Origin of the sequence: Sphingobium olei, from assembly GCF_042678845.1 — a bacterium.
GTDB classification, from domain to species: domain Bacteria; phylum Pseudomonadota; class Alphaproteobacteria; order Sphingomonadales; family Sphingomonadaceae; genus Sphingobium; species Sphingobium olei.
On the sequence record NZ_JBHTLS010000134.1, the window covers coordinates 346528 to 370907 of the forward strand.

Here is a 24380-nt window from a genome sequence, read left to right on the forward strand (position 1 = left end):
GACAAAGGACGAATGATGGCTGACCAGGTAGACCCGCGATTTCGCAACGATATCTTCGACACCGGCTCGCTCTCCGCCTATTTCGGGGCTTATGCCGACCGGCTCTACGCAGCGATGATGGCAGTGGATCAGGACGCTGTGGATCGGGCGCGGCAGGCGATCGAGCAGGCTTCGGCGGGCGGCAACCGCATCTTCGCCATCGGCAATGGGGGATCGGCCGCCATCGCGGACCATCTGTGCTGCGACTGGACGAAGGGCACCCATGCCCACGACCATCCCGTCATCGACACCACGTCGTTGAGCGCCAACGTCCCGCTTTATACCGCACTTGCGAATGATTTCGGTTTCGAAACGGCTTTCGCTAAGCAGATCAGCTATTTTGCGAAGGCGGGCGACGTGCTGGTCGCCATTTCATCGTCAGGCAACAGCCCGAACATCTTGGCCGCTGTCGCTGCGGCCAAGGCAGCGGGCGTGACGACAATCGGCCTTTCGGGCTTTTCCGGTGGACAGTTGCGCGAGCAAGCCGACATTGCGATCCATGTCGATGTCGCCAATTACGGCATCGTCGAGGATGTGCACCAGTCGGTCATGCACATCATCGCCCAGTTCATCGCCGCGGGGCGGGATCACCGGGCCTGAGGGGGCATCGGAGCCATGACCAGCTATAGCAGCATCCAGTATCTGCGCGGTGCCGCCGCGCTGCTGGTCGTTATCTTTCACCTTGAAGCGCCACTCGAGCAGATGGGTTATGGCGGCGCGTGGCCGATTGGCCTGTCGGCAGGCGTTGATATCTTCTTCGTCATCAGCGGCTTCGTCATGTGGACATCCACGATCGGCCGTCCGGCGACGCCCGCCCAATTTTACCGCAAGCGGCTGATCCGCATCGTCCCGCTCTACTGGCTGCTGACGAGCGTGATGGTCGCGCTGCTGCTTGCGATGCCGAGCGCGTTCAATACGTCGGTGTTCAGCGCGCCGCACGTCGTTGCGTCCTACCTGTTCGTGCCAATGCCTCATCCGGTCAAACCGTCGATGGAGCCTTTGCTGTTCCCCGGATGGACGCTGAATTATGAAATGTTCTTCTATTTGATCTTCGGCCTGTTCTTGCTGGTGCGCCCGGCCGTGCGGATGGCTGGGACGGTGGCGGTTCTGACGCTGCTCGTCGTGGCCGGACTGATTCTCCGGCCGCCAGTGCTGTCGCTTGCCGGCTTCTACACCTCGCCTATCCTGCTGGAATTCGCTGCGGGCCTTGCCCTTGGTGCGCTGGTCTCCCGCCGCACCGCCGCCCATCTCCTCCCGGCACCGCTCGCGCTGGTCTGCGTCTTGGGTGGCGTCATCGTCCTGCTCACCGATCCGGTGCCCACGAACTTCTGGCTCCTGCGCTTTGGCCTTGCGGCCATCGCCATCGTGGCGGGCGCGATAGCGCTGGAAGGGCGCGGATGGGTCGGGCAATGGACCTTGCCACGGATATTGGGCGACGCGTCCTATTCCATCTACCTCACCCAGCTCATCAGCATGGCGGCGTTCCGCTTCCTCTGGTTCCGGGCGGGGATCGGCGGCTTTCCGGGGGACATGATCCTTTACGCCATGCTGGACGTGACGACTGCCATTATGGGCGGCATCGTCTGCTATCATTTGGTCGAGAAGCCGTTATTGCGGCTTTTTACCCGACGTGGCGGCCGGCTGGCGAAGGCTGTCGCCTGAATTGTGCCGAAATCGGGCATTTTCGGGCGCCTGGACCCGCCGGAAGGTCTATGCAGCAAGGAAGTCTACGCTATTTTGCTGCGTCAGCGAACGAGGTCATGAATGTCGATGTTGAATATTCTCGTGACCGGTGGTGCCGGTTTCATCGGTTGCCATATGTGCGAGCGGCTGGTCGAGCGCGGGCACCATGTCACCGCCGCCGACAATCTGGTGCTGGGTCTGCGCGATAACCTGTCGGCGCTGGCGGGCAGCAACAGCTTCGTCTTTCAGGAAATGGACGTGACGGATCGCCCAGCGCTCGGTGCCCTTTTCGAGCAAGGGCGTTTCGATGCAGTGTTCCATCTCGCGGCCAACAGCGACATCGCGCGCAGCCAAGCCGACCCCGGCGTCGATTTCGTCGCGACGCTCGACACGACCTATGCGGTGCTGGACGCGATGCGGCGGCACGGGACGAAGCAGATCATCTTCGCGTCGACATCCGCCGTCTATGGGGAAGCGCAGGGCGTGCTGCGGGAGGATCATGGCCCACTGCTGCCGATCTCCCATTATGGCGCGGCCAAGCTGGCGTCGGAGGCGTTCATATCCTCCTATGTCGCCAATTACGGGCTTCAGGCGTGGATCACCCGCTTCCCCAATGTGGTTGGAGACCGTTCGACCCATGGAGCGATCTACGACTGGGCGCGCAAGCTGGCGCGGACGCCTGATCGGCTGGAAGTGCTGGGCAACGGCGAGCAGATCAAGCCCTATCTTCACGTCGATGATCTGGTCGACGCGATCCTCGTGGCATGGGACAGAGGTGACGCGCCGGTCAACCTTTTTAACGTGGGCGGCGACACGCGTTGCAGCGTGCGGGACATGGCGGGCATCATGGTCGAGGAATGGCCGGAAGCGGCGCGAATCGACTATACCGGCGGCGATCGTGGTTGGGTGGGGGATGTGCCGAGCGTCGATTATGACGTGGCGCGCATCCGTGCGTTGGGCTGGACGCCGCGGCTGAACTCCGCCGAGGCCGTTCGTGCCGCCGCGCGCTGGGCGATCGGGCAGGTGCGCCAGGCATCCCCCGCGTGAAGGTCGTCATCCTCGCGGGGGGCAAGGGCACCCGTCTGGGGCTGACCGATCGTCCCAAGCCGATGGTGCCGGTGGCGGGGTGTCCCCTGTTGCAACGGCAGGTGGAGGCGGCGCGGGACCATGGCTTTACCGATTTCCTGTTCCTCACCGGCCATATGGCCCATGTGATCGAGGATCATTTCGGCGACGGCAGCGCCATGGGCGTCACCATCACCCATTTCCGCGAACCCGAGCCTCTTGGCACGGCGGGGGCGGTCCGCGCGGCGCGGCACCTTCTCAACGAACCCTTCGTCGTGCTGTATGGCGACACGTTGATCGACGTGGATCTGGCCCATATGGCCGACCTCCACCGGCGTTCGGGTGCGGCCGGCACAATCTTCGCGCATCCCAACGACCATCCCTATGACAGCGACGTGCTGGACGTGGACGAGGATGGCCGCGTGCTGCGGCTGATGGCCAAGCCGCATCCCGAAGGCATATTGCTGCCCAATCTGGTCAGCGCGGCGCTTTATGTCCTGTCGCCCGAAGCCATCGACCATGTGCCCGCCAACCGGGCGTCGGACTGGGCGCATGACGTATTTCCCGCCATCCTTTCGGCGGGCCAGCGGCTTCAGGCTTACCGGAGCCTGGAATATGTGAAGGACATGGGGACGCCGGAGCGCCTCGCCCGCGGGGAAGCCGACCTTGCTTCGGGGCGGGTTGCGCGCCTCAGCCTGCGGTATCCCAAGCCCGCCATATTCCTCGACCGCGACGGCGTGCTCAATGTGGAACGGAACGGCATCCACGATTCCGCTAGCCTTGAACTGCTGCCTGGTGCAGCCGATGCGGTGCGGCGGATCAATCTGGCGGGCATCCCCGCCATCTGCGTCACCAACCAGCCCGATGTCGCCAAGGGAATGCTGACGTTCGAGCGGCTGCGCGCGGTTCACGCGGCGCTCGATACCCAGCTCGCGGCGGGCAAGGCCTATCTCGACGATCTGCTCTTCTGCCCGCACCATCCCGAAATGGGGTGGCCGGGCGAAGTTCCGGCGCTCAAGGTCGCCTGCGCCTGCCGGAAACCCGAGCCGGGCATGTTGCTGGACGCGGCGGAGCGGCACCGGCTGGACCTATCCGCCTCCTGGCTGGTGGGGGACCGCTATGCCGATGTGGCGGCTGCCCATGCCGCCGGGGCACGGGCGATCCTAGTCGCGACCGGTCATGACGGCAACGATTCGGCACGCTACCCGGACATCAAGCCGGACCATGTCGCGCCCGACCTGGGGGCAGCGGTCGATTATCTTCTGGAGGTCATGGTATGATCATTTCCCGCACGCCCCTGCGCGTCAGCTTCTGCGGCGGCGGCACCGATCTGCCCAACTTCTATCGCAAGCATGGCGGCGCGGTGCTTAGCATGTCCATCGCGCGCTATGTCTATCTCTCCATGCACGCCTATTTCCACGGCGACGGCTTCATCCTCAAATATTCGCAACTCGAAACGCCCGAATCGCGCGACGCGATCCAGCACCGCATCATCCGCGAGGTCTTTTCCTCACACGGGATCGAAGGCGTCGACTTCAACTCCAGTGCGGATGTGCCATCGGGCACCGGCCTCGGCTCCTCCAGCGCCTTCACCGTGGGGCTGCTCAACCTCTGCAACGCTTATCTCGGCCGCTATGTAGGGCGCGCCGATCTGGCGGCGCAAGCGTGTGACGTGGAGATCAACCGCCTCGGCGAACCGATCGGCAAGCAGGACCAATATGGCTGCGCCATCGGTGGGCTCAATTTCATCGAATTCCATCCCGACGATTCGGTGACGTACGAGGCGGTCCCGCTGACGCATCAGCAGCGGCGCATGCTGGAGGACAATCTGGTCATGCTCTATCTGGGCGGGCAGCGTTCGGCGAGCGCGATCCTCCAGACGCAGGCCGGCGCGATCGACAATGGCGGCAGCGTGATCGACGACCTCAAAGCCATGGCGGCGCAGGCCGCGGCGCTGCGGGGCGACCTGATCCGCGATGTCGATTGTCTTGGCCCCTATCTTGATGAAGGCTGGCAGCGCAAAAGGCGGATCAGCGCGGGGATCAGCGCGCCGCACATCGACGACGCCTATGCCCGCGCACTGGCGGCGGGCGCGACCGGCGGCAAGCTGCTGGGTGCGGGCGGATCGGGCTTCCTGCTCTTCTACTGCCCCGATGGTACGCGCGATGCCGTGATCGAAGCGCTGCGCGGCTACGCGCCCTATGACGTTCGGCTCGACATGATCGGGACGACGATCATCTATTCCGACTGACCCGTCCCGGCATAGCTGTTGCGCCCGAACAGGGCGCGCAGTCTCACACGCCGTTCCTGCGGCACCGCCCAGATGAAGGCGAAGGCGAAGAGCTGCTTCGGAGTCGGCGCGCCATTCGCGAAGGCCATGCGCAGCAGGCGCAGCATGGCGCGATTGCGGCTGCCCTCCGGGCGCACCTGGCTCGCGGCGGTGAGGGCGAAGCCACTATAGGCGCGCGGCGTCAGGAGGTTCTGATTGGCGTCGAGCCAGCCCAGCGTCCGCGCCAGTCGGTAACTGTTGCTGAGCGAGGCGATGGCGACCGGCACATAGTAGATCACCAGCGGCTCGCGCACCGTCACATAATCATACCCCAGTCGCTTCACCGCGCGGAAGCACAGATGCCATTCCTCATGCGGTTCGACGAACTGCAATTCGTCGAACAGCGCGCGGGGAAAGACGAGCGCAGATGTTTGAATCATTGCCTCACTGCCGCGCAGCCAACTGTGCCGGTCGAACATCCATTCGTCGATCGGCTGCCGGCCGTCATAGGGTGTCGTGGGATTGATCCGTCCCCCATGCTGAGCCACGACACGAATCAGGCTGGTAATAATGCAGCGTTCGTGCGGCGCGGCGGCCAGCGTCTTTTCCAATTTCTCAGGCAGCCATTCGTCATCATCGTCGAGGAAGGCCACCCAGCGCCCGCGTGCCTGCGCCGCGCCCAGATTGCGTGCGCCGCCCGCGCCGCATTTCTCCTGCGGCACGATGACGCGCAGCCGCGGATCGCTGACGCCCGCCAACGCTTCCATCGTCGGTGGATCGTCCCCGTCGACCACCACGATCAGTTCGAAGTCGCCGCGCGTTTGCGCCTGCACGCTACGGATCGCGCGGAGCAGCAGCGCAGGGCGCCCGAAGGTGGGGATGACGACGCTGACGGCGGGGTCGGACGGGGAACTTGGGGTCATGCGGCGACCTCTCTTTCGGAAGGCAAGGGGACGGTGCGGCTCCAACCGTGCAGCCAGCGGCGGCCCTGTATCCACGTCATGCCAGCAAAGACAGCTTCCCCCGCGACGATGCCCAGGATCGACCAGAGCGGCCCCGCCATCACTATCAGCAGCGACACACTGATCAGCGACACGACAGCGGAGGTGACACTCGCCATGGCAAGCGGCCGGAATGAGCCAGCCGCCTGCAACAGGATGCTGTCGGGCGTTCGTACCATACGCGCAACGCCTACGATCATCCACAAGGCTCCAGCGAGCGCCAGTTCCTCCAGCGCATAATGGGCGGGAAAGAGCAGCCGCGGCTTCAGCAGCATGACGGCCGCCGCGAGCAGCAGAGTGCCCAGCCACACGGCCCCCAGCAGCAATCGGAAGAACAGGACGGATCGCTGGGTTCGCCCGATGTCCTGATCGGCAATGATACCAGCGAGGCGCGGTCGTTCAAATTCCGACAGGGCGTTCGTGCCGATCGTCAGCGGCCGGATGAGGATCATGCTCGCAGCGATAGGCGCGAACGCTGTCGGCCCACGTAAGAGGGTAATGAGATAGGCATGGGCGTTCGCGGTGGCCTCGGTCGAGACGACGCCCAGCAGCGCCCATTGGCCATGGCTGTGCCAGATGCTGCCGTAGCCACGCGCGGCGCACAGCGAAAAGCCCCGCATTTGCAGGATCAGCGACCGCGGGCTGAGCGCCGCCATGGCGAAAAGCACGGCGGCGAGCAGGGTGGCGCTGACCATCAGCATGGGTTGCTGCGGGTAAAGCCGCACCGCAATGGGGCTGAGCAGGACGATCAGCGCATAGCCTATGTCGGACCGGGTCACTGCCAGTTGCCGCCCTTCGACATAGGCTTGCGCGCGTCCATACCAGCGCAGCAGCGCGACCGCCGCATAGCCGGCGAAGAGAACGGCCGTCAGCATGGCAAAGCCCAGCGCCAGAGCGAGAATGACAAACACGATCGTGGCGGTCGCCGCGCCAATGAGATTGGCACTGAACAGGCGCTGCTGCGCCAGGCGTCGCGTCTCCAGCGAACCTTGCTTGAACAGGGAGGACAGGGGCGCGCAGAAGAGGGCGCTCCACACCCCCCAGCTTAGCTGCGTCAGCACGAGCAAAAAGGACAGGCGGCCGAAGTCGCGCGCATCCATGATGTGCAGCAACAGGATCGACAGCAAAAGCTGCAACCCGGCGCTCGCCACCGGACCCACCAGTGCCAGGATGTGACGCCGGGACGTGCGCGCAATGGCCAACAATTTCCCTAACACCCGCCTTCATCCCACCCGATCGAACCGCCAGGGCAGCGGCCACATGCTTATAGCACCACTATTTTGCGTTGCAGCAGGACTTTGCCCTTATTCTTTCGCCCCGTCATGCTAGGCTGACGGGATGACGCGGAGCAGGATGTGACCTTGGGAGAGGGAGGCGAAAGGCCCGCGCGGCCCGCCCGCCGGCGCAGCTCCCGCAGTCGGCGGGGCAAGGGGGAGCGGACCGATCAGCGGCGGACACTGGCCGCCCGCAGCAATGACATCGCTGTCGGCCTGCGCAAGGTTTTGGCCGACCCCGCATGGCGGTTCCCGCTGTCCTCGCGCCCGCTGCCCGTCTGGCTCGCGGCGGGTGGGATCAGCGCCGGCATGGCTTTCCGGGCGTTCGATGGCCTTGCCGGGCAGGCTTGCGCGGCGTTGATCAACGGGTTGCTGTTCTACACGGCGCTGCTGTGTGCGCCGGCGATGCCCGGTTTCTGGCGGCGAGCGGCCCGGCCGCTTGCCTGCGCTGGTGCCGCTGTGCTCTGGGCGCTGGTTGCGACGATCGGGGTGTCGGGCGGAATGCCCGATTATCTGCCCGGGAAGCTGCTGTCGCTCGCCGCCGCCTTTTGCGCCCTCATGACCGGGGCGATGATGGCGCGGGGACGCAGGCGCCTGCGCGCGATCCTTGACTGGCTGCTTTTGGTCAACATGGCGCTGTTCGCGCTCGCCCTGGCGGCGCGGCAGGCCGGCATCGAACAGGACACCGATCTCTGGCAGCTGACCGTCAAGGGCCGCTTTGCCGGCTTTGCGTCCAATGCCAATGTCAGTGCGGTGATCGCCGCCTGCTGCGCGCTCATCGCCTTCGTGCGGATGACGGGGCGACAGCGCACGCCGGCATGGATGAGCGCACGTCTGCGCCATTTTCCCATCCACTTGCTGTTCTTCACCCTGTCCAGCGGCGTCGTTCTCATCACCGGATCGCGCTTTACGCTCGTGCTGCTGACAGCGGTGCTGCTTGTCTATCTCGTCCACTGGATGCGTCGGAAACGCGTGACGCGCTGGCGGTTGATGCTGGCGGGCGGAGCGGTGTTCGTGCAGATCGCGCTGGCTTTCCTCTTCTCCGCGGTCGTGATGCAGCGTTATGCGCAGCTAGAGGCGGGGTGGGACGACCGTTTCGCCAGTTGGGCGCATCTGTGGGATGTTGCCTGGCAACAGCCATGGCTGGGCTATGGCCTCGGCTCCTTTCCATCCGTGAACGCGCATTTCCTGACGACGCCGCGCTACGCCCAAGCGAATTGGGCGGTGAATTCCGCGCATAACATCGGCCTGCAACTCATGCTTCAGGGTGGGATGCCCTATACCCTGCTGATGATCGCGACCTTCGGCGTTGGCGGATGGCAGGTCGCGCGGATCATGCGGCAGCGCTGGACGCGCGATACCGGTCTGGTGCTGGCGATGATGGGATTATTGCTGGCGGCCGGCATGATAGACCTGACGCTCGATATGCCGGCGCCCCTGTCGCTGTTCCTGTTCCTCGCTGGATTATTGTGGGGTCAGGCCCTCGACAGGCGAGAAATCCGCGTCGCGGCTGCGGACGGCCAGCCATTCGACCATGAAGGGACGATAGGCGTCGGTCTGCCGGATTTGCGGGATCAGGCGGTCGCGATCGGCAAACTCCCGGCGCGCCAGCCACACCATCTCGCGAATGGCAATGGGGCGGATGTCTGAGGCCAGCCTGTCCCAATTACGCAGCGCATAGGCGACGCGCCAGTCGGCGGACTGGGGGAGATAGGGCGTTTCGCGATAGCTGCGGTCGAATGCCTGAACGGTGGCGGGCGACCAGTCGCCATCGAGCTGCGCCATGACGAAGGCGCGAACCGCCCAATATTCGCCCCAGTAAGGATGCGCGCCCGCAATCATGTCGAGCTGCCCTGCGGCTTGTCTGAGGAGCGTAATGCGGTTCGGATCTTCGTCGAGCATCAACTGCGCCGCGCGGGCGCGCAGCAGGATGTCAGCCAGAATGGCGCGGGCGGATTGCGGGGGGACGTAGGGCGCATGCCGGGGCATGAGTGGTATCCCCTCCGCCAGCATCCGGTCCTGTGCAGCCAGCGCATCGATAGCGCGCGACTCGCCCTGGGCCTGATAGAGGGCGAGGCACGCGGCAAGAGCGACGCAGGCCAGCGGTACGCCCGCCGCGACCGCAGCGATGCGGCGCGACGGGGCGATGGTGGCGGGTCCGTCAGGCGGCCTGATAGTAGCCGGTATATTTCTTCGAGTAATAATAGCCTCCGACCGCTTCGGAGCCGGCGTCGACCAGCGTGAAGATCACGCCGGCGATGTTCGAGCCGTCCGTGCGCAGGCTGTTGACCGCGGACGAGGCAGCCTGCGCAGGAGTTTCGTCCCAGCGCACAACCATCGCGACCGCGTCCGCCATAGCGGCGAGGAAGCGGCCATCGGCAAGGCCCATGAGGGGCGGAAGGTCGAGCACGATCGCTTCGTAGCGTCCGCGCAGGCTTTTGAGCACTTCGAGCATCTTGCCGTCGCCGAACAGATTTTCAGAGCTGAAATAAGGCGCACGCACCAGAAGATGATCGAGATGATCGGTGTCGCCGCTGCTGATCGCGCTTTGGACCGGGGCTTCGCCGTGGAGCACTTCGACCAGACCGGGAATATCGGGCGCGTTGCGGACCAGTTGACGCACGTTGGCCCGGCGAACGTCGCAGTCGATGAGCAACGTCTTCTGTCCATTGAGTGCCAGGGTGCGCGCGAACGCCACCGCCGACGTGGTCTTGCCTTCCGCAGGCAACGCCGATGTGATCGCGATCACCCTGGGGCTCTGGTCAGCCCTCACACCCAGCAGCGAGGCACGCGCAATGCGAAAGGCTTCGGCAAACAGAGACGTCGGCTTTTCGAGCAGGATGTCGGCTGGAGCGGCGTGCTTTTCGCGCGGGATCGCAGCAAGTACGGGAACGCCCAGCAGTTCTTCCACCTCGCTCACCGAACGCAGTCCCTGCACCAGCATTTCCTGAACCGTGACGGTCGCCGTTCCGGCGGACAGCGCCACCAGCAAGGCGAGCGCCATCAGGAGCGGCTTGTTCGGCGAGGTCGGACGGAGCGGCGGCGCGGCGGTATCGACGATTTCGACCTGCGCGATCGAATTGTTCGCCGCCTGCTGCATTTCCATCAGGTTTTGCGAGAGCTTGTCGAACTGCGCGCGCTCAGTCGTGACTTCCGCGTCAAGACTCTTGGCGAGCACCGACTTGCGGGCATTGTCCGCCTGGGCACCAGCGAGGTTGCCGATCGACGATTGCAATTGCGCGACGCGCGCCTTGGCGGCGGCGTCGTTGGAGCGCAGCGAGTTCATGATACGGGCCGATTCGGCGCTGATCTGCTGATCGATGTCGGCAAGATTGGCGCGCGCGGCGATTGTGTCGGGATGCTTGTCGCCGTAGCGCGAGAGCACATTGCCAAGGTCGCGCAACGCAGTGGCGCGGGCGGTGCGCAGGTTGCCGATCACTGGCGAGGCAAGAACCTCGGCGACCGAATCCACGCCGCTGCGCGCAACCTGCGCCTGTGCCGACGCCAGCGCTGCCGAAGCCTGCGCTGCGGCCGACTGCGCCTGCGCCAGTTCGCTCGACAATGGGCCAAGCTGCTGGTCGACGATGGTGCCGGTGCTGCTGCCATAGGCGTTGGTGCCGGTCACGATGCCGGTCTGCGCCTGATAAGCGGCGAGTTGTGCTTCCTTGCCCCGGATGCTGCTCCCCAGTTGGTCGAGCTGCGCTTTCAGGAATTCAGCCTTTTTGGACGCGGTATTAGCGCCGCTGCCCACCTTCGTATTGATGTAGGCGGAAGCGAAGGCGTTGGCGATCTTGGCCGACTTCGCACGGTCGGGCGAGGTGTAGGAGATGCCGAGAATGTAACTCAGCTTGTTGCGGCTGACATCCACGCCGTCGAGCACATTGCCAACGACGATCGCGACCTTGTCTGCAGGACTGAGCACCGCGCCGGCCTTTGGCTCCGGCGCGAAATCCGGATCGTTGACCAGGTTCAGTTTCTTGACGACCTCTGTCGCCACCTCGTTCGAGGTGATGAGCGCCACTTCGGTTTCGATGGCCTCCGGCGACAGCGCCTGGCTCGGATTTTCCGCGCCCATCACCGGCGTGCGGCTCGGGTCGATGCGGACATGGGTGGTCGATGTATATTTGGGCGTCATCAGCATGATGAACACCACGCCGAGCGCGAACACACCGCCAACGACCAGCGCGAGTGTCAGCCACCGGCGGCGGATAACGTCGCGAATGCGCGTGACGATGTCGGAAAGCTGTCCATCCTCGACTTTGGCGTCGTGCGAAACTTGCATAGCCTGAACGGGTCCGTTCTATTGGAGTGAAGGAAGATCAGCGTCGGAAGGTGATGCTGAGTTCGCCGCGGAATTCGCTGAAGCGACTATTTGGATTGTCGTTAACGGTGCGCCGCTGCCAGCCCAGTTCGCCGCGCAGCACGACGAAGCGATTGGCCATGTAGGTCGCTGTGCCGCCCGCTCGGTAATAGTCGGCCCGTGTCGGTGTGCCGAGATAGACCTGGCGGCGATATTCGCCCGTTGCGCCGAGGAGCAGGTTGACCAGAAGCTCGTGGTCGACCCGGGCCGTCACGCTATTGTCGAAAAAGGCGCCGGTGTTGAGCGCGAGATTGGTGTCGCGCAGGGTCCGGGCGACCGCGACGCCGACGGTGGTGAGCGGTGTCGGGAAAAATTCGACCTGTCCTTCCACCGAAACGCCATCTGCATCCTTGTAGAGCGGCGAATCATAGTCACGCTTGATATAGCCCGCGCCCAGCTTGCCGCGCATCAGGCCTGCCAAATCGAAATTCACCCCGCCCACGACCCGTAATCCCTTGGAATCACGATTATCGACGTTGAAGAGCAGGGTGCTATATTCAACCTTCGACCCGCCCACCTGACCATAGACGGACAGGCTGGGGGACACCGCATATTGCAGTTCGGCGGTCAGCCGCTGCTGTACCTGGTCGCGCGAATCCTGGTTAATCGGAGTGCCGTTCGCCAGCACCAGATCGTCGAAGGTGAAGGCGGTGCGATCAACCCCCAGGGTGGCCTGCACCCGGCCAAAGGCGTAGCGCCCGCGCACCGCGAAATAGCTGCGGTTGAAGGCGGACAGAACTGCGGTGGACGGATCGATCGCGCCGCTGTTGGGCTGCTCGTAAATGCGCGCATATTGCGCCTCGCCCGTCACCGAATAGGCGTCACCGATGTCCTTGCGGCCAAGGAGGCGCAGATCGAAGGTGTTCTGGTTGCGGTTGTCATAGGTGAACCAGCGACCCAGCACGGCGCGCGCCGAAGCCCGAATCTCATCACGCGGCAGGTCGCTCGTCATCGTGACCGCCGGCGCGAAATAGGCGTAACCGTCACTGCGCTTGTCACCGCGGGTCAGGAACACGTTGTCCGATAAGCCGACGCCCGCCTGCATCTGCGGGAAGAAGGTAAAAGCGCCGCTTACGAAGCCGAGGGGGTCGAAATCGGGGCGGGAGCGTTCCGTCACCGACACGTTGCGATCCCGGTTGAAGCTGTCGGGGATCGCGGTGTCGACCAGCACGGATTCCTGCGCCAGGGCTACGGCCGGCCATGCCGCCGATGTCAGCGCAACAGCAATCAGCTTGTAAATCTTAACCTTCATGGTCGATGCCCCTTTTTGGCGTCCGGCTTCTATGGCCTTGCACGCCCAACGGTATCACGCAGCGCAGTCAGAATGGCAAATGCCGCTGTCCGGTCACTGCTGGTAATTGGAACCGCCACCAGGCGCAACACCAGGTGAGGTAAAGCTGCCGAAACCTCCGATGGCTGGACCGATCGTCGCGCCGGTGCCGCGACGGCCCTTCTTGAGCAGGGCCGCGCGCGCATTCTCAACCGCCGTCGAGAGTCGCTGGTCCGCACCGGCCGCGACCTGATTGAGCGCTGAATCGATCACCTCGTCGGAATAGTCGCCTTGGTTGACGACGAAGACGATGATCGCTTCGAGATCCTCCGCGGATGCCGTTCCGGGCTGCTGGGAAAGCTCCGCCCGGATCGCGGCGGCCAGTTGGGCCGCGGCGGCAGCGTCCGATGCTGCCGTTCCGGCACCGCCTCCCCCGCCTCCGCCCTGTTGTGCGAAGAAGGGACGCCAGGCAAAACCCGGCGTAGTCGCCGCTGCGGCCAGCGCGGCGCCGGCGAGCAGGATGATGCGGATGCCTTTTTGGTTCACTTTATCTAGCCCTGTTTAGCCGGCCGAAAGCGCCCCCGCCTCGCCCGGAACCGATTAGAAATAACGTTCCCCGATACGAATGGTGTCACCCGGCATCACGCGAAGATCGGGGGTCAGGCGATAAGCCTCTTCCTTCTCGCTGCCCGCCCGGCGGATATAGACCGTCGAGCGTTGCGCCCGCGGCGAAAAACCCTGCGCCAGTGCGATCGCGTTCAGCGCGGTCATGCTGTTGGCGTAGGGGAACTGGCCCGGCATCTTCACCTCGCCCAACACGAAGAAGGGCCGGTAGGCGGACACTTCGAGGCTGACCTTGGGATCGCGCAGATAACCGCTGCCGAGCGCGTTTTGCACCATGGCCGCGACTTCGGTTACGGTCTTGCCGTTGGCGGGGATCTCGCCGATCAGCGGCAGCGAAAGGTTGCCGTCGGTCGATACCGCAAATTCACCCGAAAGCGTGGGCTCGTTGAAGATGTTGAGCTTGACCTTGTCACCCGCGGCAAGCCGATATTGTTCCACACCGTCGTTCGCAGGCTGATAGCGTTCCCCCGCTTCCACCAGCCCGGTAGGCGTACCGGCGCACGCAGAGAGTCCCAACAGGAAGGCCGCTGTTAAAGCAGGCAGACGCATCAAGATTCTCCAATTCACGATCGATGGCCACAGAATATCGCTGCGCGGCCCACTTAGATCAACCGAAAACGCCTCAGTGTATCATAGTGGGCCAGCGATAAACCATCTTTTATAGCCGGATCGATCTTTTGCGCAATTGCAGCATTGTGACAATCGGCAGATTCGTGCGATGGCTGTCGATTATCACGATCGACGTGGGAAATGCTGGGTTCATTCGCGTCAGGTAGAAGATAACCGGCCCCGCGATTCGCGGCGACATTTATGTGCACTGCAAATGAGGTTTTGAGTGGTCCTTGGTTTGTTCAATCGCGGCGCTGCCAGCATGCCCCGGACAGGTAAGGGGGATCGCGTCTATTGCGTCGGGGACATTCATGGCCGCTTCGATCTGTTTCGTGCGGCGCTGAACCGGATCGAGGCGCATCACGCACAGCGGCCAAAGCCCCGCCAGATTTATGTCGTGCTACTCGGCGACCTGATTGATCGCGGACCCGACTCCGCCAAGGTTCTGAAACTGGTGCACAAGGTGCAGGCGCGGACGCAGCAGATGATCGTGCTGCGCGGGAATCATGAGGAAATGATGATCCGCGTTATCGACGGAGAGCCGGGCGTGATGCGGGCCTGGCTGAAGTCGGGCGGAAGGGACACGCTCCGGAGCCTGGGCATCGAGCCGCCCGTCGATAGTCAGGATACTGCGCGGGCGGTCGCCGAATTGCGGCAAAGCCTGCCTCAGGAGATCATCGACTGGCTGCGCGCGCTGCCGCTGACCGCCCAGTCGGGAGATTATCTGTTCTGCCACGCAGGGGTGCGGCCCGGCGTGCCCATCAAAAAGCAGGCCCGCGATGATCTGCTCTGGATTCGTGAGGAATTTCTGGGCAGCACGCGCGACCATGGGGCCGTGATCGTGCACGGACACAGCGTTTCGGCCGAGCTGGAAATGCGGCCCAACCGCATCGGAATCGACACCGGCGCCTATATGTCGGGGGTTCTCTCGGTCCTTTATCTTGAGGATGATGTGCGAGAGGTCATTTCGATCCGCGAAAGCGATTTGCCCGTCAACGACGCGGACGACGCCAGCGACATCATGTCTTCCGGCTCCACGCTGGCGGGCGGAGAGGCGGACGTGGCCTGATGCGGCGCGCAGGCTGCATTGGCGCGCTGGCGGCAGCGATGCTGGCGTATGGGCAGTTGCTTGCTGCCGCCGTGCCACCGGCCGTGGCGCCCGCCGTTCCACCGGCCGTGGCTCCCGCCCCGCCGGACAAGGATCGCAGCATCGGCTATCTGACCGCGACTCAACTCGGCGCACGTTGCACCGATGGATCGACGGCGGGCACCAGCTATTGCTTCGCCTTCATCACCGGCGTCAACGACACGATGCAGGCTTATGAACGCTGGCTGGGCCAGAGGGAATTCTGCCCGGACGACCATATCTCGCAGGGCGATTTGCGCCGCGACTTTCTCGCCTACCTCAACGCCTATCCCAAGAATGGACAGGGTCAGGCTGCCTCGGTCGTGGTCGTGGCACTCAAAACCCGCTACCCCTGCAAGCCGGGCTGAGCCGGAAGGCCGGGCAACAGGGATCGGCAAAGGGCCAGGGTCACTTATGAAAGTCGATGTCGTAAGAGCCGATGCTCCGCCGAGCGGAAGGCGACCCCGGTGGAAGGCGATCGCGGTACTCGTCGTCGCGTTCCTGATCTGCGGCGGCGCGCTGGCGGCGCTCGTCTCCTTCGCGCTCGACGACCGGCCGTCACGCGGCGAGGACCAGTTCGACCTTGCAACCTTCAATATCAAGACGCCGCAGGGCCGCGCCGCGCTTGAGGCGACAGTCAGGGACTGGACGGCCACCAATCCCGAGCAACTGAAACCGGTGTCGAGCGAGGATGCTGCGCGTCTCAATGCCGAGCTTCCCGTCTCTTCCGCCAAAAATCCGCCGGCATCGCCGCTCGCTCTTTCGCTCGGCGATCGCCTCAATCACACGGCCGGGGTCGATTGCCTGACCGAGGCTGTCTATTATGAGGCGGCGAACGAACCCATCGATGGGCAGCGCGCGGTGGCGCAGGTCATCCTCAATCGGGTGCGGCACCCCGCTTATCCCAAGACGATCTGCGGCGTCGTCTACCAGGGGGTGGAGCGGGGCAGGAGTTGCCAGTTCACCTTCGTGTGCGATGGGGCCCTGGCGCGCGCGCCGGTGCCCGCGCTATGGCGGCGCGCGCGCGAAGTGGCGCTGGCCGCGCTCTCGGGCCTCGTATACGCGCCGGCGGGCCTCGCGACCCATTATCATGCCGATTATGTCTTTCCCTATTGGGCGCCGACGCTGGTGAAGTCGCTCGTGATCGGGCGTCATCTTTTTTACCGGATGCCGGGAGGCCTCGGGTCCAAGGCGGCGTTCAACGGCCAGTATCAGGCGGCGGAATGGAGCGCGCTGAGCGGCGCGCGGGTGCGGGAACGCGCGTTGCTGATGGCGATGGCGACCGATGCTGCTCAACTTCCTGAGACCGGCAATGCCGCCGCGCCCGCCCTTCTGTCGCAGGAGCGCGGCGTGCTGATGCCCAACGGCGCGCTCGCCGGGTCGGTGCAGGGCAATGCCGCAGCGCCGGGCAAGATTGCGCCATCCCCGGCCGCACCCGCCCCCACAGCCATCGCGCCCGGGCGCTACGTTCTGGGGACCGACGGGGGCACCCTCAAATGATCAGGAGCGCCGGAAGCGCCTGAGCCGCGGCATCAGGTCTTTGGCAAACGCCAGCGCCAGCGTCGCGCAGAAGGCGAAGCCGCCCACTGCGATTCGCAGCGCCAGATGCGTCGCATCATGGGCCGGAGGCGTCAGCAGCACCGCCGCCGCCATCGCGCCGGTCGCCGCGGCAATCCGCATCCACGCTTGCCCCGCGACCTGCCGGCCCGCCGATCCCGCCCAGATATAGGTCGCGATCATGCCGATGGCCGACGTCGCCGCCAGCGCGACCGCTCCCCCGACAGGCCCGCCCCATGGCACCGCGACCGCCGCCAGCAGAACGGCAACGATCGCTTCTGCAATCGAAATAAGTGCGATGGGCCGCGTGTTGCCCTCCAACAGAAAGAACTGGTTTAGGAAATATTGGCGCAGACAGATGAAGCTGCCCGCCAGCAGCGACCAAAGCATGACGGGCTGGACCGGCCCGTCCATTCGCTGCGAAACGAGCAGGTGGATAACGTCGCCCGACACCAGCGCCAGGCCGGCGACCGACGCGGCCAGCACTGCGAAGAGCAGCGCGCCGTTGGTGGCAAGTTGCCGTCGGGCGCCCGGCAAATCGCCGGCATTGGCCATCCGCACCGCGATCGGGAAAGCGGCGGCATTCACCATCATCGCCGACACGAGGGATGCGCGATAGCCCAGCCCCATGCCCAGCGAATAGACGCCGACCGCGCTTAGCCCATAGACATAGCTGACCGCGAAGCGCGACGCGTTCTGGCTGACCCATGCGAGCACGGAGCTGACGATGATGGGCATCCCGTAGCCCAGCGCGTGGCGGATGAGGCCGATGTCCGGTCGCCCGAAGCCGATCCAGCTACGGTCACGCATGAGGCTGAACAGCACGCCGGCCAGTTGCGCAACGGCAAAGCCGGTGAAGATCAGCAGCGCGCTCCCTCCGAACCGCCACAGCAGGACCAGACCGATGAGAAAGCCAATCACCGGCCCGCTCATCACCGCGACGGAATAGCCGAGCACATCGCCCCGTGCCCGCGCACGCTCCGCCTGGAACAGGTTGAGCGCGCGACATCCCACCAGCCCGGCCAGCGCAGCCGCCATGGCCAGCGACATGGCAGGGTCAATCATCACCGCGAAACAGGCAAGCGCGATGGCGATCTGGAGCGTCACCGACAGGATCACGACCAGCGTGGATGCATGGCGCATCCGCGTCTGCCCCTCGGGCGTCTCGCCATGTTTGAGCATGTAGCGCTGGGTATACTGGTTCCAGAACCCCATGAAGGCGATGTTCAGAAATTCCTGGATCGAGGTGAACAGCGTCACCACGCCGATGACGCTGGCGGGTGCGAGATGCGACCAGGCGATCAGTTGCACGAACTGGCAGAGCGCGGGCAGAAGCTGTGCCGGGAGGAAGAGAAGCGTCTGCCTGAACAACATGCGGAACATCGCTCCGGGAAAAGGACGGCCTTGCTGCACTGCGCCAAGAAGGGTCAGTCTGTTATGGCGGAAGAAGGAAAAAAGCCACGCAAATTCTTCCACAGAGCGCTTCAGCCGGCAAATTTCAGCATATTTCACATGCCAATGCGCAGGACTTTCGGACCTCCGACCTTTTTGCTAGTGCGAACACCGCAAGGGAGGGCAGACATCATATTATGGATCAGGCGGTCGAGCGTAGGGATTTTCTGTCGCTGGCCGTGGCTGCCGTGGCGCTGACGGGCATTACATCTCTGGTGTTGGGCGAAGAAGCCGAACTGGCCGCTTTCAAGCCTGCCGACCTTAGCGGCAATCTGCGCGACAAGGCGGATCGTAAGGGGCTGCTCTGCGGCACGGCGGTGACGGCGAAGGCGCTTGGCGCAGACGAGAAGCTGCGCGACGCGCTGCGGCGGGACTGCAACATCCTGGTGCCTGAAAACGAACTTAAATGGGGCGTGGTGCAGGCCCGGCCCGGCGGTCCACTCGATTTCAGCGGTGCCGAAAAAATCTATGCCTTCGCACGGGAAAACAACATGGCGATGCGGGGCCATGCCTTGTCGTGGTGGAACAGCCAGCCCGCTTGGGCCGCCGATCATATCGGCGCGATGAGTCCCGGCAAGGCAGGCGATTATCTTCAGGACTATATCCATCAGGTCGCGACCTATTGGCGCGGGCGGCTGGTGCAGTGGGACGTGGTGAACGAACCCATCGGCGCGAAGGATGTGCTGCTGGACCGGCTGTTCGGTCCCAAGCTGGGGGAACAATATATAGACCTGGCGTTCGAGGCGGCGGCCGATGCCGACCCGGACACGCTGCGGGTGCTGAACCATGACCTGATCGCGCAGGACCATTGGTATCAGGAGGCGCAGCTCGATTCGACGGTCCGCCTCATGGACAGGCTCATGAGCCGGGGCGTGCGCATCCAGTGTTTCGGGTTCGAAGGCCATCTGCGCACCGCATACGGCTTTTCCGAAACGCGCTGGCGGGCCTTTTGCGACCATCTGACTGGCATGGGTCTGAAGCTGATGATTACCGAACTGGATGTCGATGATGGCGGCAGCATCGGCAGCGCAGCCAGGCGGGATGAAGCGGCGGCAGGCCTCGCCAGCCGGCTGCTCGGCGTCATGCTGAGCTATCCTGAGTGCCTGGGCGTGCTGACGTGGGGGAATGTAGACAGCTATAGCTGGTTGCGGCAGTCGCCCGACCGCGCCCGATCCGACGGCCAGCCGCTGCGCCCCACGCTGCGGGACGATGATTATCGCCCGAAGGACATGTGGGCCGCGCTGGCGAGCGCGATAGAGACGGCCGACCCGCGGCCGGTCTGAACGACGCCCGGCTGATATGTCAGGGCAAGGTTGCCGTGGAGGATGCCGCGATCGTCTCCGTCTGTGCATCGACCCGAATGCGGGTTTCGCTCTGCGGTTCGTCGACCGCTTCCTGTTCGTCGCCCATGCAGGCGTCGAGCGCCCGCGACAGCGCGCTGGCGCAATTGCTCCAGCTATAGTCGATCCTTACCTGATCGGCGGTTTCCTGCCGCGCCCGGCGCAATGCGGCAAGGTCGCAGGCGCGCAGCCATGCAACCGTTTCCTCGACGGCCGCAGCCGTGCTGACCACATGGCCGCGATAGGTTTCGACCATGTCGCGCGCGCCGGCCAGTTCCATAACGACTGGCACCGTCGAACAGGACATCGCTTCCAGAACGATCAGCGGATAGGAATCGATCTTCGACAGGTGGATCAGCACATCGGAATGGCGCAAATGGTCGAGCAGTTCGTCCTCGGGCACCCGGCCCAGAACCGCCAACTGATCGCCGAGATCCGCCTCCGCGATCATGCGGTGCAGCCGCTGCATCGTGTCCGCGTCGCCCGTGCCCGTGATGCGCGCAAAGAAGGGGACGCCCGCATCGCGCAAGCGGCGGCACACATCCACCACCATGAACGTGCCCTTGCCTTCGGACAGGCGGCTCGAATGGATGAGCTGGATCGGCGGGGGCAGTTCCTCGCCACCCACCAGCTTTGCCGACAATACGGTGTCGGGCAGGAAATTGCGGATCAGCGAACGCGGCACCGATCCCGGCAGCAGCAGTTCTTTTTCCTGGGTCCAGCTGATGAGCGCCAGCCGGTCGGCGAGATGCAGCAGCATCTTGCTCAGCCAGCGCATAGAGGGATTCATCTGTGATCGCCAGTTCGAGCCCAGATGGGGCGTCACCATGACGCGCAGGCCCATTGCCTTGGCGATCAGGACGTATAGGAGATCAGGCAGGTTTACATATTGAATCCACGCCACGTCGGGCCGGCGCACGAAGCCGCGATGGATGAGCTGGCCGATGCTGCGCAGGAACAGAGGCATCCGACGCACCGTCAGATAAGCGCTGCCGGCCGTCACCCTGTCGCATTTCCAGCGACCGCGCTCTTCCAGCGCGATACATCCACGCTCGCAGAACGCCTCCACCCCGCCAAGGTGATCGTGCGATCCGCCCACGACAAGCAGACGTCGGCGCTTGATTTCGCGCGAGAATTTTTGACTTGTCGTCACGTCGATGAAAATCCGATCTCCATGGAGTGTGCATTCCTTTATATGGAATGACTTTATCTTTGCTTACGATCCTTCCGGGAAATGCTTCTCAAGCTATTTTGATCCGAGTCGCGATGCGCACCATGGCATCGTAATCCCTCGGTCGCGAGAGCCTTGCTATGTTGTTCTCCAAATTGGACCGAGAAAACATCGACATCAGGACAATATCGGTCCTTTCCGGTGCCAGCGCGTAATCCGCAAGAAATGCGGAAATCATTGTTCGGGGCGGGCCTGAATAGCCGGCTTCGGCAAAAGCCACTGCCAGTTGAGGATCGTCTCCAAGCTGCGCGAGAATCGATTCGATCATGCCGGCGCTGCCAATGACGCTATGCGTGCTGACGAGAACGTCGCGCCGGCTGTCGAGCAGCGGCTGCAGTTCCTGAAGCTGGGGTTCCAAGGGATTGTTGGCGAACTGGGCGGCTGTGTAGACCGGGCTGGCTGCCAGCCCGGCCCGGATCGCTTCGGGCGACGAAGCAATGCCGACCCGCGCCACCTTGCCCGCAGCGATCAGGCTTTCGGCCGTTTCGATCACCGCGGGATCGGCAGCTTCCTCCGCGGTTGCACCATGCAGAAACAGCATGTCTATGCGCTCCGTCCGCAGCCGACGCAGACTGTCCTCGACGCTACCCGTCATCAGCGCGGGAGTCAGCGGCTGTTTCATGGCGGCGGGACGATTGCGCTTCACCGCGCCGCGAAGGCCCGGAGCCAGCGTCAGCGCGAAGCGGACGGCCGGCCGGATCAGCGTCTTGGCGAGGCTGACATGGCCCGGCAGAATGCCGACCTTGGTCGCGATGGTGATGCCCGGTCGCGCGCCGGCGCAAAATTCGCCCAGCACCTCTTCCGCCGCGCCGTCGCCATAGGATGGCGCGACATCGAACCAGCGAATGCCCGCCTCGTAAGCGCGTTCGAGCGCCGCCCTGCTTTCCGTCCGCGACTTGCGCGATCCCATGGACGCGCAGCCCAGACCCAGTCGCACGCCACCGCTCATGCAAGCTGCTCCAGCCAGCGTTTTTGCGGATGCCGCCGCAGCGCCATGCGGGTCAACAGGATGCTGGGTTCGATAAGGTAGCGGTAGCCCAGCCGCCGGGGCGAGTTCATCAGGCGATAAAGCCATTCGATTCCTATTTGTCCCATCCATCGGGGCGTCAGCTTCTGCGCCCCGACCTGATAGTCGAGATAGGCACCGGTGGGCACAAGCACGGTCGTCGGCACGCGCGACTGGATGGCGGCGATCCACGCTTCCTGGCGGGGCATCCCCATGCCCACGATCAGCACATCGTGCGAGCGAGCCTGCATCCAGTCGAGGATTTCGGCCTGCCGCGAGCCTGGCGCATCGTTCGCCACATCGAAATAGCCGTTCCGGCCGTCGATATCGAGGCCGGGGAAGCGGGCGCGCAAGGTCTCCATGCCCCGATCAAGTGTTTCGGGCGATCCCCCGACATAGCCGAAGCGCCAGCCGCGCTCGCGCCCGAGAGCGAACATCGTGTCGTAGAATTCCAACGAGGTGGTGCGCTTGGCGCGTGGCAGCTTGTGCCCCAGCAGGTTCGCGAGCCAGATGATCGGCATCCCGTCGATCATCACCTGCGCATCGCGCTGCGACAGCAGGCGGGCCATCGGCTCGCTTTCGTAGAGCAGCGCCATGCCGTGCAGATTGAGATTGGCCATGATGAGGCGGCGGCGCTCGGTGACGGCTGCGGCGATCTGCTCCACCACCTCGGCGCCCGTCATGGGATGCAGGCGAAAGCCCAGCAGGCGGATTTCCGAGGGCGGCGCGACATGGTTCGCGGCGGCCGTCATAGCGATGCAACCTTGCTCATGGGGGTATGGACTTCCGGTTTGCTCGTCATCCTCTGCGCCAGCCGGTCACCCAGCCGCAGCGCCAGCGCCACGGCCGTCAGCGTCGGATTGGCCTGACCGGACGTGGGCAGCACCGCCGTCGTCGCTAGGAACAGGTTGGGCAGGTCGAAACAGGCGAGGTCGCCGTCCACTACACCTTGGGTCCGGTCGTCCGCCATCCGGGCAAGGCCCACCTGATGCGTGCCATGCGCCGCCTGTTCCATGACCGCAGCCGCGCGCTCCTCCAACGGCATCCGGTAATGGAGCACACCCATGCCCACCTTTCGCATCCACTGGTCGAGCAGGTCATGCGTACACACGACCGAATCGACGTCTTGGTCAGTGAAGCGCAGGTCGATCTTCAGCTTCGGCAGCCCAAGCCGGTCCACCTGGTCGGTCAAGACCACGCGGCTGTCGGGATGGGGGGCCTGTTCGCTATGATAGAAGAGGCCGTAGCGGTTCGCCGCATTCTGGACGAAAAAGCCGGGCAGGCGCTCTGGCCTGAAATAGCGACGCCAGAAGAACTGGGCAGCAAAGGCGGCAGCCGAAGGCGCGCCCACGATGAGGTTGCGCACATGCGCGGCGATCCGCTGCGGCTTGTCGAGCGCATGGCGTCGGCGAATCGCTTCGGCGACGATCAGCCGGCCAAGCGGTCCGACGCTGAGCGCCAGATAGACCATGGAGAGGATAGCGCTGCGGTGACGTGGATCGGCCACGGGGGCGACAACCGGCCAGAAGGCGCAGTTGAGCAGGCGATTTTCGATCTGCGTCCGGTCCGACGCCACCAGCCGGCGGCGCACATAGGAGCCATAATCGTCGACATGAAAGTCGAAAGCGCGTCCGATGTCGGACGAGGAAAAGGTGACGTCAGCGATCTCGCCGATCAGATGCCCCATATAGTGACGGCCCAATGGCCCGTCCGGGCCGCCGAACAATCCGGGATTGACCTTCTGCGCCGCGAGCAGCAGACGCGTCGTTTCAATGCCGCCGGCAGCAAGGACCACGGTATCGACATCGATGTCCACCGTCTCGCCAGTAATCGAGTGCGCGACGGTCAGCCGCTCGACCCGCCCGCCCGCTGTCTTCAGGTCGGTGACCGTGCAGCGCGTGCGCACCTCCAGCGCCGGCATCGAGCGGATCGCGTCGGCATGAACATTCTGTGCCGCCTGTACATTGGCCCAGCGTTCCAGCCGGTCGGCGGTGAAGCCGTCGTCCGCATCCTGGCTAAGGATCGGGCTGGTATCAAAATGGTTCGCGCCCGCAGCGGTCGAGCGGATGGCGCGGTCCCAATAAGGTGCGAGGTCCGTATAGCGTATTGGCCAGCGCGCATCGACAAAGTCGCGCGGGGCGAAATCGACGGGGTCGAAAGGCAGGCAGCGCGCGCCCCAGAGGTTAGAGGTGCCACCCAGGCGACGGGCCACCGCGACGGCCATCTTGTCGTGGCGGCGCGCATCCGTCAGTTCCGCATCGGACAGTTGCTGGACGACCGGATTGGCGTTGCTCTCGCCCGATTCGAGCAGCATCACCGGAATGTCCCGCCGTGCGAGATCAACCGCCAGTCCCAGCCCTACCGGGCCGCTGCCGACGATGACGATGCGTCCGCGCTGGTCCTTCAGTCCGGCGATCCCGTCGATCAGCATGATGACCCTTCTTGCCTGCCGTGACGCGCGACCCTGATACTGG

21 protein-coding genes are annotated in these 24380 nt (G+C 64.3%); 10 read left to right on the forward strand and 11 right to left on the reverse strand.

Going from position 1 to position 24380, the window contains the following annotated elements; translation table 11 throughout:
• The first annotated feature begins 15 nt into the window (after window positions 1–15).
• The 5 genes from ACFQ24_RS19630 (at window position 16) to ACFQ24_RS19650 (ending at window position 5038) form a co-directional block, all read left to right on the forward strand.
• Window positions 16–639: a D-sedoheptulose-7-phosphate isomerase gene (locus ACFQ24_RS19630; protein ID WP_380914306.1), complete on the forward strand. Its 624-nt coding sequence runs from the start codon at window positions 16–18 to the stop codon at window positions 637–639.
• 15 nt (window positions 640–654) lie between these two features.
• Complete coding sequence (locus tag ACFQ24_RS19635) at window positions 655–1701, forward strand: acyltransferase family protein (protein ID WP_380914308.1); 1047 nt, start codon at window positions 655–657, stop codon at window positions 1699–1701.
• A 102-nt stretch (window positions 1702–1803) separates the two neighbouring features.
• The gene (locus tag ACFQ24_RS19640; protein WP_380914310.1) at window positions 1804–2769 is read left to right on the forward strand and encodes an SDR family NAD(P)-dependent oxidoreductase; all 966 of its coding nucleotides are present in this window, start codon (window positions 1804–1806) and stop codon (window positions 2767–2769) included.
• Window positions 2766–4067, forward strand: a complete 1302-nt coding sequence (locus ACFQ24_RS19645) for an HAD-IIIA family hydrolase (RefSeq protein ID WP_380914312.1) — start codon at window positions 2766–2768, stop codon at window positions 4065–4067. The genes ACFQ24_RS19640 and ACFQ24_RS19645 overlap by 4 nt, the downstream gene beginning before the upstream one ends.
• On the forward strand, window positions 4064–5038 hold the full coding sequence (locus ACFQ24_RS19650; protein WP_380914314.1) for a GHMP family kinase ATP-binding protein: 975 nt from the start codon (window positions 4064–4066) through the stop codon (window positions 5036–5038). Before ACFQ24_RS19645 ends, ACFQ24_RS19650 begins: the two co-directional genes overlap by 4 nt.
• On the opposite strand, the gene ACFQ24_RS19655 is transcribed toward ACFQ24_RS19650, so the two are convergent.
• Together ACFQ24_RS19655 and ACFQ24_RS19660 are read right to left on the reverse strand one after the other, a co-directional pair.
• Entirely contained in the window at window positions 5026–5979 is a 954-nt protein-coding gene (locus tag ACFQ24_RS19655) for a glycosyltransferase family 2 protein (protein WP_380914316.1), read from the reverse strand. The genes ACFQ24_RS19650 and ACFQ24_RS19655 overlap by 13 nt on opposite strands.
• Entirely contained in the window at window positions 5976–7259 is a 1284-nt protein-coding gene (locus tag ACFQ24_RS19660) for a hypothetical protein (RefSeq protein ID WP_380914318.1), read from the reverse strand. Before ACFQ24_RS19660 ends, ACFQ24_RS19655 begins: the two co-directional genes overlap by 4 nt.
• A gap of 159 nt (window positions 7260–7418) precedes the next feature.
• Here ACFQ24_RS19660 and ACFQ24_RS19665 point away from each other — a divergent pair, with 159 nt between their 5' ends.
• Window positions 7419–8981, forward strand: a complete 1563-nt coding sequence (locus ACFQ24_RS19665; RefSeq protein WP_380914320.1) for an O-antigen ligase family protein — start codon at window positions 7419–7421, stop codon at window positions 8979–8981.
• Window positions 8982–9492: 511 nt separating this feature from the next.
• On the opposite strand, the gene ACFQ24_RS19670 is transcribed toward ACFQ24_RS19665, so the two are convergent.
• The 4 genes from ACFQ24_RS19670 to ACFQ24_RS19685 all read right to left on the reverse strand — a co-directional run bounded on the left by ACFQ24_RS19670 (window position 9493) and on the right by ACFQ24_RS19685 (window position 14134).
• Entirely contained in the window at window positions 9493–11613 is a 2121-nt protein-coding gene (locus tag ACFQ24_RS19670) for a GumC family protein (protein WP_380914322.1), read from the reverse strand.
• Between the two features lie 37 nt (window positions 11614–11650).
• Complete coding sequence (locus ACFQ24_RS19675; protein WP_380914324.1) at window positions 11651–12943, reverse strand: outer membrane beta-barrel protein; 1293 nt, start codon at window positions 12941–12943, stop codon at window positions 11651–11653.
• A gap of 93 nt (window positions 12944–13036) precedes the next feature.
• Window positions 13037–13507 carry a hypothetical protein gene (locus ACFQ24_RS19680; protein WP_380914326.1) on the reverse strand — a complete coding sequence of 157 codons (471 nt, stop codon included), beginning with the start codon at window positions 13505–13507 and terminating at the stop codon, window positions 13037–13039.
• A gap of 54 nt (window positions 13508–13561) precedes the next feature.
• Complete coding sequence (locus tag ACFQ24_RS19685; RefSeq protein WP_380914328.1) at window positions 13562–14134, reverse strand: polysaccharide biosynthesis/export family protein; 573 nt, start codon at window positions 14132–14134, stop codon at window positions 13562–13564.
• A gap of 286 nt (window positions 14135–14420) precedes the next feature.
• On the opposite strand from ACFQ24_RS19685, the gene ACFQ24_RS19690 reads away from it, so the two are divergent.
• From ACFQ24_RS19690 to ACFQ24_RS19700, 3 genes are read left to right on the forward strand one after another with little or no spacing between them, the layout of a single operon-like run.
• Window positions 14421–15263, forward strand: a complete 843-nt coding sequence (locus tag ACFQ24_RS19690; RefSeq protein WP_380914330.1) for a metallophosphoesterase family protein — start codon at window positions 14421–14423, stop codon at window positions 15261–15263.
• A complete protein-coding gene (locus ACFQ24_RS19695; protein WP_380914332.1) occupies window positions 15263–15688 on the forward strand; it encodes a Rap1a/Tai family immunity protein in 426 nt (141 codons plus the stop codon). The genes ACFQ24_RS19690 and ACFQ24_RS19695 overlap by 1 nt, the downstream gene beginning before the upstream one ends.
• A 46-nt stretch (window positions 15689–15734) precedes the next feature.
• The gene (locus ACFQ24_RS19700; RefSeq protein ID WP_380914334.1) at window positions 15735–16820 is read left to right on the forward strand and encodes a cell wall hydrolase; all 1086 of its coding nucleotides are present in this window, start codon (window positions 15735–15737) and stop codon (window positions 16818–16820) included.
• Here the strand turns inward: ACFQ24_RS19700 and ACFQ24_RS19705 are convergent, their stop codons facing one another.
• A complete protein-coding gene (locus ACFQ24_RS19705; protein ID WP_380914336.1) occupies window positions 16821–18251 on the reverse strand; it encodes a lipopolysaccharide biosynthesis protein in 1431 nt (476 codons plus the stop codon).
• Between the two features lie 215 nt (window positions 18252–18466).
• Here ACFQ24_RS19705 and ACFQ24_RS19710 point away from each other — a divergent pair, with 215 nt between their 5' ends.
• Window positions 18467–19612: an endo-1,4-beta-xylanase gene (locus ACFQ24_RS19710; protein ID WP_380914338.1), complete on the forward strand. Its 1146-nt coding sequence runs from the start codon at window positions 18467–18469 to the stop codon at window positions 19610–19612.
• 19 nt (window positions 19613–19631) lie between these two features.
• Here the strand turns inward: ACFQ24_RS19710 and ACFQ24_RS19715 are convergent, their stop codons facing one another.
• From ACFQ24_RS19715 to ACFQ24_RS19730, 4 genes are all read right to left on the reverse strand, one after another.
• Window positions 19632–20822, reverse strand: coding sequence for a glycosyltransferase family 4 protein (locus tag ACFQ24_RS19715; protein WP_380914339.1), 1191 nt, complete (start codon window positions 20820–20822; stop codon window positions 19632–19634).
• A gap of 88 nt (window positions 20823–20910) precedes the next feature.
• Window positions 20911–21849: an aldo/keto reductase gene (locus tag ACFQ24_RS19720; RefSeq protein WP_380914341.1), complete on the reverse strand. Its 939-nt coding sequence runs from the start codon at window positions 21847–21849 to the stop codon at window positions 20911–20913.
• On the reverse strand, window positions 21846–22658 hold the full coding sequence (locus ACFQ24_RS19725; RefSeq protein ID WP_380914343.1) for a WecB/TagA/CpsF family glycosyltransferase: 813 nt from the start codon (window positions 22656–22658) through the stop codon (window positions 21846–21848). The genes ACFQ24_RS19720 and ACFQ24_RS19725 overlap by 4 nt, the downstream gene beginning before the upstream one ends.
• On the reverse strand, window positions 22655–24337 hold the full coding sequence (locus ACFQ24_RS19730; protein ID WP_380914345.1) for a GMC oxidoreductase: 1683 nt from the start codon (window positions 24335–24337) through the stop codon (window positions 22655–22657). The genes ACFQ24_RS19725 and ACFQ24_RS19730 overlap by 4 nt, the downstream gene beginning before the upstream one ends.
• Between the last annotated feature and the right edge of the window lie 43 nt (window positions 24338–24380).

Coding starts and splice junctions, on each gene's coding strand:
- ACFQ24_RS19705 (WP_380914336.1), bottom strand. CDS start 18,251: ATGTTGTTCAGGCAGACGCTTCTCTTCCTCCCGGCACAGCTTCTGCCC.
- ACFQ24_RS19710 (WP_380914338.1), top strand. CDS start 18,467: ATGGATCAGGCGGTCGAGCGTAGGGATTTTCTGTCGCTGGCCGTGGCT.
- ACFQ24_RS19675 (WP_380914324.1), bottom strand. CDS start 12,943: ATGAAGGTTAAGATTTACAAGCTGATTGCTGTTGCGCTGACATCGGCG.
- ACFQ24_RS19720 (WP_380914341.1), bottom strand. CDS start 21,849: ATGAGCGGTGGCGTGCGACTGGGTCTGGGCTGCGCGTCCATGGGATCG.
- ACFQ24_RS19670 (WP_380914322.1), bottom strand. CDS start 11,613: ATGCAAGTTTCGCACGACGCCAAAGTCGAGGATGGACAGCTTTCCGAC.
- ACFQ24_RS19685 (WP_380914328.1), bottom strand. CDS start 14,134: ATGCGTCTGCCTGCTTTAACAGCGGCCTTCCTGTTGGGACTCTCTGCG.
- ACFQ24_RS19630 (WP_380914306.1), top strand. CDS start 16: ATGGCTGACCAGGTAGACCCGCGATTTCGCAACGATATCTTCGACACC.
- ACFQ24_RS19655 (WP_380914316.1), bottom strand. CDS start 5,979: ATGACCCCAAGTTCCCCGTCCGACCCCGCCGTCAGCGTCGTCATCCCC.
- ACFQ24_RS19730 (WP_380914345.1), bottom strand. CDS start 24,337: ATGCTGATCGACGGGATCGCCGGACTGAAGGACCAGCGCGGACGCATC.
- ACFQ24_RS19725 (WP_380914343.1), bottom strand. CDS start 22,658: ATGACGGCCGCCGCGAACCATGTCGCGCCGCCCTCGGAAATCCGCCTG.
- ACFQ24_RS19700 (WP_380914334.1), top strand. CDS start 15,735: ATGAAAGTCGATGTCGTAAGAGCCGATGCTCCGCCGAGCGGAAGGCGA.
- ACFQ24_RS19695 (WP_380914332.1), top strand. CDS start 15,263: ATGCGGCGCGCAGGCTGCATTGGCGCGCTGGCGGCAGCGATGCTGGCG.
- ACFQ24_RS19650 (WP_380914314.1), top strand. CDS start 4,064: ATGATCATTTCCCGCACGCCCCTGCGCGTCAGCTTCTGCGGCGGCGGC.
- ACFQ24_RS19635 (WP_380914308.1), top strand. CDS start 655: ATGACCAGCTATAGCAGCATCCAGTATCTGCGCGGTGCCGCCGCGCTG.
- ACFQ24_RS19640 (WP_380914310.1), top strand. CDS start 1,804: ATGTCGATGTTGAATATTCTCGTGACCGGTGGTGCCGGTTTCATCGGT.